General features: G+C 71.0%; 4 protein-coding genes. 2 read left to right on the forward strand and 2 right to left on the reverse strand.

What is annotated here, in order from left to right:
- Positions 1–209: 209 nt before the first annotated feature.
- Both QOZ89_RS43440 and QOZ89_RS43445 read left to right on the forward strand, forming a co-directional pair.
- Positions 210–4,823 carry an FtsK/SpoIIIE domain-containing protein gene (locus QOZ89_RS43440; RefSeq protein WP_312630038.1) on the forward strand — a complete coding sequence of 1,538 codons (4,614 nt, stop codon included), beginning with the start codon at positions 210–212 and terminating at the stop codon, positions 4,821–4,823.
- 1,036 nt (positions 4,824–5,859) lie between these two features.
- Positions 5,860–6,768, forward strand: coding sequence for a hypothetical protein (locus QOZ89_RS43445; RefSeq protein ID WP_071048680.1), 909 nt, complete (start codon positions 5,860–5,862; stop codon positions 6,766–6,768).
- A gap of 341 nt (positions 6,769–7,109) precedes the next feature.
- On the opposite strand, the gene QOZ89_RS43450 is transcribed toward QOZ89_RS43445, so the two are convergent.
- Positions 7,110–7,781, reverse strand: a complete 672-nt coding sequence (locus QOZ89_RS43450) for a YyaL domain-containing protein (protein ID WP_131803965.1) — start codon at positions 7,779–7,781, stop codon at positions 7,110–7,112.
- Positions 7,759–12,819: a DUF6531 domain-containing protein gene (locus QOZ89_RS43455; protein WP_312630040.1), complete on the reverse strand. Its 5,061-nt coding sequence runs from the start codon at positions 12,817–12,819 to the stop codon at positions 7,759–7,761. Before QOZ89_RS43455 ends, QOZ89_RS43450 begins: the two co-directional genes overlap by 23 nt.
- Positions 12,820–12,833: the final 14 nt, after the last annotated feature.

Raw genomic sequence — 12,833 nt, forward strand, 5'->3', positions numbered from 1 at the left:
GTCACCTTCTGTGGCCGAGTTGGACGCGGTCCCCACTAGCGAGCCGTGGGGCCTGTCCTCGTCCCGGCTTGTCATGTCGGGCGCGCGCTGGGGGCCGACTATTCTGTCCGGTACGGGGGAATCATGAGAATGGCTGTGGTGCGGCAGGTTCTGTCGGGCGGGCGCGGTGTGCCGCGACCCGCGAGCGCCGGGTCCGAGGCGGGTCGATCGTGATCATCAGGTTGACCGCGCGGAACGCCGCCACGGGCGCGAGCCGCGATGTCGAGGTGTCCGCCGAGCCGGACGCGACCGTCGGGTCCGTGCTCGACGCGCTGCCGATGCCGGCCGCCGGCCGGCCCTGCTACGTCGGCGACGCGTGGCTCGACCCGGTGGCGACGGTGGGGGAGAGCCCACTCGTGCAGGGAGCGGTCATCAGCATCGGGGCGCCGGGCCCCAGCTCGCGGTCGCTGCCTCGCGGGGTGGTCGGCGCGCTGCGGGTCGTCGACGGACGTGACGCGGGGCTCGTCGCCTGGCTCGCGCCGGGGCGGCGGTTCGTCGCCCGGTCCGCGGACGCGGACGTGGTGCTGCACTGCGAGGAGGCATCCCGCCAGCACACCGAGCTGGAGATCGACGTCGACGGCCGGGTCCTCGCCAGCGACGCCGGCTCCCACAACGGCACGTTCCTCGACGGGGCCCAGCTCACCGGCCCCACCGAGCTGCCCCCGGGCGCGCTGCTGGAGGTCGGCTCCGACCGGATCGAATGGGTGCCGCTGCCGCCCATCCCGCTGGTCACCAGGCCCGGCGGCGACGGCCGGCTCGACTTCGACCGGGCCTTCGACTCCCCGCCGGTGGTCACCCGCGGCGAGGTCACCCTGCCGATGTCGCACGCGCGGCCGGCCACCTCCCGGGTCGGCATCTGGCTGTCCGCGCTGCTGCCCATCGTCATGGGCGTGGTGCTCGCCTTCGTCTTGGGCCGGCTGCTGATCCTGCTGATGTGCCTTCTCGGGCCGATGACGATCGTCGGGAGCCAGGTAGGGGACCGCCGGCAGCGGCGCACCGAACGCGAGCAGCACGAACGGGGCAAGGCGACGGCGCTGCGCGAGATCGCGCGCCTGCTGGACACCGAGGAACGGATCCGCCGCAGGCGGGCACCCGACCGGCTCGACCTGACCATGGCCGCGACCGGCGCCAGCCGCAAGGTGTGGCCCCGCACCGCCGACTCCCCGGACGCGCTGCTGCTGCGCCTCGGCCTTACCGATGCCCCGCCGTCGCTGGACCTGCGCGGCGAGCGCTGGGAGGGCTTCGCCGAGCCGCGGCTGCGGTCCGTCCCGCTCACCGTCGACCTGCGCGCCGCCGGGGTGCTCGGCATCGCCGGGCCCGAGGAGCCGTCGCGGGCGCTCGCCCGTTTCCTGCTCGCCCAGCTCGGCGTGCTGCGCGGCCCCGACGACCTGCGCATCGTGCTGCTCACCTCGTCCGACGACGGCGAGCTGTACTGGGCGACCTGGCTGCCGCACACCTGGGCCGGCGAGGCAGGCGACATCCCCTGCTGGGTCGGCAACACCGCCACCACCCGGGCCGAGCGCATCAAGGAGCTGCGGGAGCTGATCGCGCTGCGCACGGCCGAGCGGCGCGGGCACGCCCAGGTCCGGTTCGCCGAGGACGTCGTCGTCCTGCTCGACGGCGCGCTGCCACTGCGCGAGCTGGCCGGCATGCGGGCGGTGCTGCGTGACGGCCCGGAGTCCGGCGTCTACGTCATCGCCGTCGACCGGCACGACATGGCCGAGTGCCGCGTCCAGTGCGTCGTCGACGACCACCGCACGCTCCGGGTGACCAGCAGGGACGGTGAGCAGACCGGGCGCGCCGACGGCCTCACCGCCGCCGAGGCGGAGGCACTGGCCCGCGCGGTCGCCCCGCTGCGTGACCGGCTCACACTGGGCGGCTTCCAGGCGAACATCCCCTACCCGGTGCGCTTCCTCGACCTGCTCGGGATCGGGCAGCCGGGCCCGGGCGACGTCGCTGACCTGTGGTCGGCCTCGCCGGGGCCGACGACCCGGGTGCCGCTCGGAGCCGACGCCGACGGGCCGGTCGCCGTCGACCTCGCCGCGCAGGGCCCGCACACCATGCTCGGCGGAGCGACCGGCGCGGGGAAGAGCATCCTGCTGCAGACACTCGTCACGTCGCTGCTGCTGGCGAACTCGCCGGACGAGCTGAACCTGGTGCTCGTCGACTTCAAGGGCGGCAGCGCGTTCCTGCCGTTCGAGCGCTGCCCGCACGTCGTCGCGCTGATCCGCTCGACCGGGGAGACCGCCGCCGACGTGTTCGACGAGGCGGCGGCGAGGCGCGTGCTCGCCTCGGTGCGCGCCGAGGTCAGCCGCCGGGAGCGGCTGCTCGCCCGCTACGGCGGCGAGATCGACGAGTACTGGCGCATGCCGCGCGGGGGCGGGGGCAGGGACAGGGGCGGGCGCGGGGCCGAGAGCACCGGGAGCAGCAGCGGCGGGGGCGGGGGCGACCCGGGCGAGGCGGCGGCACTGCCGCGACTGGTGATGATCTTCGACGAGTTCGCCCGCGTGCTGGAGACCTCGCCGGACTTCCTCAAGGAGCTCGTGAACGTCGCGGCCAAGGGGCGCTCGCTGGGGATGCACCTCGTGCTCGCCACCCAGTCGCTGCAGGGGAAGCTCTCGGCCGAGTTGAAGAACAACATCGACCTGCGGATCACCCTGCGGCAGAACGAGCCCGCCGACAGCGTCGAGGTGCTCGGCGTGCCGGACGCGGCGACCATCCCCGGCCGGCTGCGCGGCCGCGGCATGATCCTCTGCACCAAGGACGAGACCCGCACGCCCCGGCTGTTCCAGTCCGGCTACCTCGGCGACCCGCCGCCGGTCGGGGGTGGCCGCCCCGCCCGGGTCCGCGTGATCGGCTGGGTCACGCTCGGCACCCCCCGGCCGGAGGAGAAGGTCGATCACGGCGGCGCGGCGACCGACCAGACGCTCACGATCCGCGCGATCGAGCGGGCGGCCGCGCACGCGGGCGGGCCCGCGCCGCGCCGGCCGCTGCTGCCACCGCTGCCCGCGGGCCTCACCCTCGACGGCCTCGCGGCCGTGGCGACCGCCCCGCCGGCCCACTCCGAGATCCCGTTCGGGCTTCTCGACGAGCCGGCGGCGCAAGCCCAGCCGCCGGCCGTCTTCGACCTGGACGGCACCGACCGGCTGCTCGTCGCCGGCGGCCCGCAGACCGGCCGGACCACCCTGACCAGGACCCTCATCACCAGCCTCGCGCTGCGCTTCCCGCCGGACGCGGCGCAGTGCTACGTCATCGAGCGCCAGCCGTCCGGGCTCGCCGACTACACCGCGCTGCCGCACTGCGGCGCCGTCATCTCCGCCGGCGAGCCCGACCGGATCCGCCGCCTGCTCACCTGGCTCGCCGACGAGGTCACCACCCGCCAGGCCGCCCGCCTCGGCCCCGCCGCTGGCGCTGGCGGTGGTGGGGCCGCTCGTGTGAGCGGTGGCGCTGGCGCTGGCCGTGGCGCTGGCATGAGCGGAGTCGGCGGCGCGCGCGGGGTCGGTGGCGGGGTCGGTGGCGCGGGCGGGCGCCGGCCGCGGATCCTGCTCGTCGTCGACGGCTGGGACTACTTCGAGAACCGCTCCGACCCGACCTTCGTCGAAACGTCGATGGTCGCCCTGCTGCGCGACGTGATCGCCTCCGGCCCGCCGGTGGGCGTGCACGTCGTGGCCATCGGCGGGCAGGACCTGGCCGCCAGCAGGACCGCGAACCTGTTCACCCGCCGCGTCCTCCTCCCGTTCGGCAAGGAGGAACTGCGCCGGATGCACTACCCGTCCGGCGTCGTGAGTCCCCCCGAACTACCCGGGCGCGCCGTCGAGGCCTCGTCCGGCACCCACCTGCAGATCGCCCGCCCGGGGCTCACCGCCGCCGAGCTCACGCGCTGGGTTCTGGCGCGGGGGAGCAGCACCCGGCCGGACCTCGCCTCCCTCACCACTCGCGCCACCCTCGATGCCGATGCCGACGCCGCCCTCGGCAGCGGCGGCAACGTCGTCGGCGGCGGCGGCGGGGTTGGCGTTGTTGGCGGCAGTGGCGGCGAGGGTGGCGCGGACCGGCTGCCGCGGCCGTTCCCATCGCTGCCGACCTCCGTGCTGGTCAACGAGCTGGCCCCGCCCGACCCGCGCCCGTCCGAGACCTGGCTACCGCTCGGCGTCGGCGGCCGCGACGTCGCCGTCGTCGGCTTCGACCCGTTCGACGCTGGCCCCCAGGGGCTGCTCATCTCCGGACCGGCGGGTTCCGGGCGAACCACGGCGGCGGCCACCATCGCCCGCGGGCTGCGCCGCGTCGGCGTCGGCGTGCTCCTCGTCGTCCCGCCCCGCTCCGAGCTGCCCCGGCTCGTCGGCACCGACGACGAGGGCGTGCGGGTCGTCGCCGGCAGCACGCTCAAGGACACCCAGCTACGCGAAGCCGCCGAGGCGTTCGGTGACGGCCAGTTCGCGGTCGTCGTCGACGACTTCGACCAGATCACCGTGGGCGCGAGCGTCGTGAACTTCGCCGAGGCCCCCACCCTGCTCGAGGAAGCCGCAAGCCCCGCCGCCCGCGGCCACAAGGCCCTGATCCTCTGCGGCGACGCCACCCCCGTCCTCAACGGCCAGCGCCGCTCCCCGCTCAAGGTCACAAACGAGATCAAGACCAGCGGCGGCATCCTCCTGCTGGCCCCCACCAGCCCCCACATCGCCCGCGACCACGGCCTACGCCTCGAACCCGACCAGTTCTTCCCCGCCCCCGCCGGCCGCGGCTACCTCATCACCCAGGGGTCGGTCACGCTGCTCCAGCTCGGGAGTTGAGCGATCGAGCAAGACCGCTGAAAGCCAGCGGGTGAGGGCGGCCGAGACGGTCTTTCATGATCTGGTGGGTCTTCCGGGCGATAGCACCGAAAAACCCACCAGATCATGGAGTTCGTCCTTGTCGCCGGCGCGGGGGTTCGCCTTCGGGCTCTGCCGAAGGGCGGCCTTCTTCTCGGGGTTAGCGCAGACTCGGGGGTTCGCGCAATACTCGATCCCCCAGCGCTCCTGCCGAATTCAGTGCTTCCATGCCCCGACAACGGGGCCGCCGATCCCGCCCATCCCGCCGGACCCCGGTCCACCGCGGTCCACACGGGTCGACACCGATCGACGCCCATCGGGTCGACCCTCACTCCAACACCCATATCGGCCTCAAAGTCGACCCGCCCCGTCATGATCTGGTGGATTTTCGAGGCTATCGCTCCGAAGATTCCACCAGATCATGGTGGGTGGGTTGCTCGGGTTCATCCGCGGCCGCTTCCCGGATGGCGCGGGCGAAGCTGGATCGTGGCGCAGGCTGGATTTGGCGCTTTCCGCACTCCGACGCCAAGGCCGCCGATCCCCGCCGATCCCGCCGATCGGGTCGCCTCCGGCTCCGACACCCTTATCGGCCTCCAAATCGATTCGCCCGGTCATGATCTGGTGGGATTTTTGGGGCTGCCACCCCGAGGATTCCACCAGATCATGGTGGGGCGGGTTGTTCAGGTTGACCTGTGGTCACTTCTCGGAGGGGTGTAGGTAAAGCTTGGTTGGGGCGCGGGCTGGATTCTGTGCTTTCTGCGCCGGGGCGCCAAGGCCGCCGATCCCCGCCGATCGGGTCGGGCCCGACTCCGGCACCCTTATCGGTCTCGAATCCGCCTGGTCCTGGCATGATCTGGTGGGATATTTGGGCTGTCACTCCCAGGATTCCACCAGATCATGGCGGGGTAGGTGTCCACAGGTCTCCGGGTATCCACAGGTGGCGGAGGAAGGCCCAGGGCCGACCACGCAGGGGCATTCTTTGGATGTGTTGGAAGATGTTGCCCGAGAGCAGCACGGGGTGGTCAGTCGGCGGCAGGCACTGGGCCGCGGGATCACCGACGGGCAGGTCGAGGCGAATATCGCCGCCAAGCGCTGGGTCCGCGTCTTCCCCGGCGTCTTCGCCACGTTCAGCGGACCACTGCCGCGAGAGGCGCAGCTGTGGGCCGTGCTGCTGCGGGCTGGCCCGGGGGCGATGCTCAGCCATGACACCGCGGCGGAGTTGGTCGGGCTGCTGGAGCGCCCGAGCCCGACCATTCACGTCACCGTGTCGTACCACCGCACCCCAACTCCGGTCCCGGGCGTCCGCTTCCACCGCGCGACCCGCGCCGACCTCATCCGCCACCCCGTGAGAACACCGCCCCAGACCCGGACCGAGGAAACGGTCATCGATCTCACCCAGTGCTCCCGCACCCTCGACGACGCCATTGGCTGGTTAGCAAGGGCGGTTGGCGCGCGCGTGACGACGGCGAGCCGACTGGAATCGGCCCTCCACGCCAGGCCCCGGGTCCGGTGGCGCAAAGCCCTGACCGGCGCGCTTCATGACGTCGCCGAGGGTTGCCATTCCGTCCTCGAGCTCGCCTACCTACGCGACGTCGAACGAGCCCACGGCCTACCCAGGGGCGAACGCCAGGCAATCCGGTCGCGTCCCGGCGGTCCCTGGTACGACGACGTTTTCTACCGCGACTACGGCGTCCGAGTCGAGCTCGACGGTTTGATCGCCCACCCACCCCACGCCCGCGCCCGAGACCAGTGGAACGACAACTCCGCCGTCCTCGCCGGCCACCACCCCCTGCGCTACCGCTTCGCCGCCGTCCACGACCACCCCTGCGACCTAGCCGCCGAAATCGCCACCCTCCTCCAAACCACCGGCTGGCCCAATTCTCCCCACCCCTGCCGCCACCCAGCCTGTACTATAAATCAATCATGACTGTTAATGTCAAATTCTCGATGGCGGAATGATTGAAGCCACCGCCGCCCTGGACCCGTGGAGTCGAGCAAGCGACCGGAAACGACTGGAAGCCAGACACGAGCGTACGACTGCACAGTTGCGGCGACGCAATATCGGTCTTCACCGACGCTGTTCCTCGCTGCTGAGAGTCGCGGACGAGGTCAAGACCGGCGGCGGCGTCCTCTTACTTCTCACCATCAGCCCCCGAATTGCCGCCGCTATTTACTAAACCTCGAACTCGACCAGTTCTTTCCCGTCTGCGAGCCGCGCCTACCTCATCCTCCAACGGTCGGTCACCTGTCCCAGTCTGCAGGCCGACATTATGCCGTCTCATCGTCACAATTAGCCATAGAGGCTCGTACTCGACCAGCCACCTCGGCTGTGAACCATGAATCAATTTCTATCGACGTTGTTAGATGGGTAAGTATTGTGCACCCGGCGGATCGGGCGTCCTTGTCGGGGGAGGTGGTAAGCGATAGGGCCTCGTTGGCTAGGTCTGCAGGAGATGCAAGATCTTCATCGTCGCCTTGCAAAGAAAGAATGTTGCACAGCTGTATCGCGAGAGAGGTTCCCTGGCTGTAATCTCCGAGCCGGAGAAGTGTCACGGCGCGGATTTCATCCATTCGGACCGATCTCCAGCGCAGGTCCTGCTCGTCAAAAAATTCTTGGTCGACTGAGGATGCAAGCTTCAATGCTTCGGTCAGACGTGAGTCTTTAAAGAATGCTTCGGCGAGGTGCATTAGCGCCCAGTTTCTCTGAGCATTCGCTGCGGTCGCTTGTTCAAGTGCGGAAATGGCCTCCTCGAGGTACGATGGATCTTGTTGTGCGAGCATCGCAAGTGCGACAGCCTTGGCCTCTACATCTGCCCCAGTCGGCGCGGTCGTTCGGCGGACCACCTCTAGCAGGGCTAGCTTTCGATGCTCGCTGAAGAACTCTCCCGAGGCTGCATTGATAATATCTCGGGATGTCTCATCGACCTCGCTGCATTCCATGGTTAACGCCTCGCGCTCTGTCTTCCCACTGTCTTGCCGTTTCTAGGAGGCGGTCCTTGATTTCGGGTATATAGTCATTTGCTGCGACACGTTTCCGGAGCTCGGATGCAGCTGCTTGCAGCCCTGCTCCGTGCTGGCCGGTCTCGGTCGCACCCGCTTGGGTACGGAAGAGGTTCCGCACCTCCCGCGCCTCCTCCTGGGCAAACCTTTCAGGCGACATCCATTTGCCATATGGTGCGAGTCCTAGCGGGTCCAGCCAGCTCAGAGGGTTGTCTACGTAAGCCTGTGGGTTCGGCCCAGGCTGAAGGCCTAGTGGGTCCTGGGAGTCGTAACGTCCCGTTTCGGGGTCGTAGTGGCGGTGGTAGTTGTAGTTGAGGCCTGACTCGGGGTCGTGGTACTGGCCGGGGAAGCGTAGCGGGCAGGTGGGCTCGCCGGGGGTGGGTGGGGGGGTGACGCCCCAGAGGGTGGTGCGGGGGTGCCAGGCGAGGGTGCCGTCGGGGGCGAGCAGCTCGGTGGGGGTGCCGACGAGGTCGGTGACGATGGCGTGGAAGCGGGCGTCGAACCAGGCCTGGTCGGTGCTGTCCAGGCCGTCAGCACTGTCAGCACCGCCCGAGCCGTCCGAGCCGCCAGAGCCATGAGAGGTGGCGGAGGCAGGAGAGCCGGCTGAGCCTTCGGAAATGCCGGGGCGCGCTGGGTCCTGTGTACGGCGGCGTTCGGTCTGGGTGAGGGGCCGGAACGTGCCTGGCTCCCAGTCCCAGGTGGTCACCGACGGCTCGGGGCCGGCGAGACCGTTCAGATCGGCGGTGGTCAGTTCCGATGTTGCGCCGACATCGCCGACTCCGGCGGTGTGGTGCTGTTCGGCGAGGACGGTGCCGTCCCAGGTGAAGTCGGTTCGCTCGGCGGTCGTTCCGTCCGTGGCCAGGCGGTGTTTGGCGACTCGGCGGCCGAAGGGGTCGTAGCGGTAGTGCCAGACGGTGCCGTCGGGGGTGGTGACGGTGGTCAGGCGGTCGTCGGCGTCCCAGGTGTAGCGCCAGGTGCGGGGCTTGCCGGACAGGCGCTTGCGCTGGCGGAGGGTGACACGGCCCTGCGCGTCGTGCTCGTAGCGGACCGCACCGGCACGGCGGATCAGGGTGCCGGCGTACTCGCGCCTACCGCGCTCGTCCTCCTCACCATCGCCAACCCCAACCCCGGTCCGGTCTCCGGCCCCAACTCCAGCTCCGGTCCCGCCTTCAGTTCCAGCCCCAACACCGGTTCCAGCCTCATCGCCGGTGCCTGGCTGGGCGGCCGGCGGTGAACCGGCGATCGGCCAGGTGGCGTTGGTGACGTTGCCGGCGGCGTCGTAGGCGTAGCGCTCCCGCCACGGGGAGCCGGTGACGGCGACGACGCGGCGCATCGGATCCAGGTCGAAACGACGCAGGCCGCTGGCGAGGTCGTCGATCTCGGTGACGTAGCCGTCGGGGCTGTAGCTGAAGTCCCGTCGTTGCAGCAGTCGGGTCGCCGTCGCGCCGGCCGGGCGGGCGAGGCTCGCGGATACCGTCCCCAGCGACTCCAATGGGCCGGCGGTGACGGTTTGAGACAGCAGCTGGTGGTTGGCGTCCCAGGTCTGTGTGAGCGCGACGGCCGCGCCCGAACCGCCCGGTGCCGAGCCGTCCGGTCTCGAACCACCCAGTCTCGGTCCCGAACTGCCGGTGCCCGAACCGCCCAGCGTCGAACCGCCCAGCCACGGACTGCCCAGCCCAGGACCGGCGACGCCGTCCGGCGTCAGGAGTCGCTCGATTTCGCGGCCGGCGGCGTCGTGGGTGAAGCGCAGGGTGTGGCCGGCGGTGCGCAGCGCGAGGGGACGGCCCGCGGCGTCGTATTCCCAGTCACTCACCGCCCCGGACGGGGTGGTCCGGCGGATCCGCCGGCCCAGCGCGTCGTACTCCGAAACGACGCGACGGCCGGCGATCGTCTCCGCGACGACCCTTCCGGCCGCGTCGCGCTCGAACGTCACCTCGGCCTCGCCGCCGCTGGCGCCTCCGCCTCCGCCGCCGGCTCCGGCGCCCTCGCCGCCGCCGGCTCCGGCGCCCTCGCCGCCGCCGGGACCGGGGCCGGTGGCCCGCACGACCTGCCCGGTGGCGTCGTAGGCGAACGTCGTCACGCCGTTTGGGCCGCGCTTCTCGACGACGTTGCCGAGTGCGTCCCGGGTGAACGTGACAATCTCGCCGGCGCCGTTGGTCCGCGCGGTGAGCTGCCCGGCCGGGTCGTAGTCGTAGCGCAGGACGCGGCCGTTGAAGTCGGTCTCGGTGACGAGCTGGCCGGCGGGGTCGTACTCGTAGCGCCAGACGAGGCCATGCGGGTTGGTGACGGCGACGAGGCGTAGCTCGGTGTCGTAGCCAAACAGGAGCCGGGCGCCGTCTGGGCCGGTGCGGGCGGCGGGCAGGTCGAAATGGGTGACCTCGGTGGCGGTGGCGAGGCCCGCCGCGTCGACGTGCTCGACGAGGTTGCCCTCGGCGTCGTAGCGGTAGGTGTCGGTGGCGCCGTCCGGCAGTGTGCGGGCGGCGAGCCGGCCTTCCGGTGTCCACGCGAAGCGGGTGACCCCGCCGATCGGGTCGGTCATCGCGACGATCCGGCCGAGGGCGTCGCGCTTGTAGGAGGTGGCCGCGCCGAGCGGGTCGATCACGGCGATGGGTAGGCCGGCGGCGTCGGTCTCGACCTGGGTGACCTGCCCGAGTGCGTCGGTGACGGCCATCAGCCGGCCGCGGTCGTCGTAGAGGAAACGGGTGCGGGCGCCGAGTGGGTCGACGACGGCGAGCAGGTTGCCGCGGGCGTCGTACTCGCGCTCGACGTGAGCACCGTCGGCGTCGACGGTCGTCACCGGGCGGCGCTGCTCGTTCCACGTCGTGGTGACGACTGTGTCGTCGGGGCGCACGACCTCGGTTAGGTTTCCCGCCTCGTCGTAGCGGTAGCGCACCGTCCGGCCCAGTGGGTCGGTCTCGGCGGTCCGGTTGTCGGACGCGTCCCAGGCGAACGTCGTCACCCGGCCGAGCGGGTCGACCTGGCGCAGCGGGCGCAGCCTCTGGGTGAAGTGGTGCTCGGTGACGTGCCCGAGCGAGTTCGTCTCCCGGGTGACCCGGCGCGTCTCGTCGTACTCGATCGTGCCGTCGAGGAAACCGTCGGAGCCCTCGGTGCGTATCACCCGGCCGGACGCGTCGTAGGTGTAGCGGTATTCGGTGCCGTTCCGGTCGACCCAGCGGATGATCTGGCCGTCGGCGTCGTAGTCGAACCGCAGCGCCTCGCCGGAGGAGTTGTGGATGTGGGTGAGCCGGCCCGCGGCGTCATAGCGGTAGCGGACCAGCTCGCGGGCTGGCTCGTCGCCGGCGGGGGCGGTGCGCACGGCGGTGACCAGGTGGTCGCGGGTCTCGATGTCGAGCTGGTAGCCGCCGGAGTGGGATACCTGCGCCAGGTCGCCGTCGAGGTCGTAGCCGAACTCGACCGTGTTCCCGCCCCGGTCGACGACCGCCGCCAGCGGCAGCGCGACGCCACGCTGCCCGGCGGCGGGGATCGCGAACCGCAACACCTGCCCAGCGGCCGCGTCGAGAATGCTGTAGCACCCGGTCTCGTCGAGGACTAGCTCCACCCGCGGGCCCGCGGCCGCCAGCACCGCCGGGCCGCCGGGCTCCGGGTGTGGGAAGGCCAGCAGCACACCGTCCGGGGCGGTGTAGCAGACGCCCTGCTCGTCGACCTCGAGACGCAGGTCGAGCGTCGAGCTCCACCCGGGGCCGAACCAGCGGCCGCAGGTATAGCCGGACTGGTAGGTCCGCTGCAACGCCCAGTCCAGCACGCCGGGCAGCTCGACGTCGGTCTGGGTGAGGATCATCTGCCCGCTGGCCATGTCGATCGGGTCGCGGCCGATGAGCCGGCACCAGGCCGACTTCGCGAATGTGTCGGCCTTGGCCAGCAGGGGGCCGCGGACCTCGCCGGCCTGCCTGATGCCGAAGGGAACCGCCGTGGTGACGTTGCGCCCAACGCGGGCGAGCGCTCCGCCAGCGCGGCCGAGCGTGCCGGTGACGAGCCTGGATCCGCGCCCGCCGACGCGGACGGCGGTACTGGCTCCCCGGAGGCCTTTGAGGGCCGGCCCGAGCGCCTTGCCACCCGGGATCACGCCGACGGCGTTGAGCAGTACGGCCCCGAAAGAGGCCCTGCCTTGTCGCCATTTGACGACGCTGTCGCCGAGGACGACCAGGCCGGCGCCGAGCGCGACCGCCCCGAGGATCGCCGCCGCCGCACCCCCGGTGAAGACGACCGCGGCGAGGATCCCGGCCACGAGCGCCACCGTCGCGCAGAAATCGACGAACTTGTTCCACGACGTGAACGGCGCCTTCGCGAAGTCCCACGCCTTCTTCCACCACGGCCGGTTCTTGATACCGCTGTCCTTGAGCGCCTCGTCGATACCGTCGGCGCAGGTCTTGGCCGCCCCGTCGCGCAGGGTCCTCGCGTCCTGCGCGAGCCGCGCGGCCAATGTCTGATCAGCGCGGGCGTCCTGGCCCTGGCGGGCGATGACCTGGACCTGTCCGGCAAGTCCCGGCGTCTCGAGGTTGGCGGTCGCGGCCGCGACCGACTGCGGACTGAGCTCATCATTCGGCCACAACAACACGGCACGCTCAGGCGGCAACATCGCCTCGACACTGGCCAGAGCGCCCTGATAACGGACCTGCGCATCCAGACCCTGACGCAACGCGGCACCAGACTGAGTCTTCGCATCGGTCAGCGTCGTCGCATACGCCGCAAGCGCCACACCCGCACCCCGATAGGCCCGCGCAAGCCTGACGAGCTGATCCGGCAGATCACGCAACGCCTCGGCATAACCCGCCGCATACTCACCCCGCATCGCCAGATCACCACCACCACCACCGGCCGCGATCGTCCGCAACCGCGCCGTACCACCATCAGCGGTCGTCGCATGCAAATCCAGCTTGGTAGCCAGCGCCCGCACCGCCTCCGGGTCACCCGGAGTGGGATCCGCGGCCAGACCGACGGCCTGCCACTCGCTGCTCATCCCAGCGTCCTCCC

It is taken from the genome of Pseudofrankia coriaricola (genome assembly GCF_032027725.1).
In the GTDB taxonomy this organism is placed as follows: domain Bacteria; phylum Actinomycetota; class Actinomycetes; order Frankiales; family Frankiaceae; genus Pseudofrankia.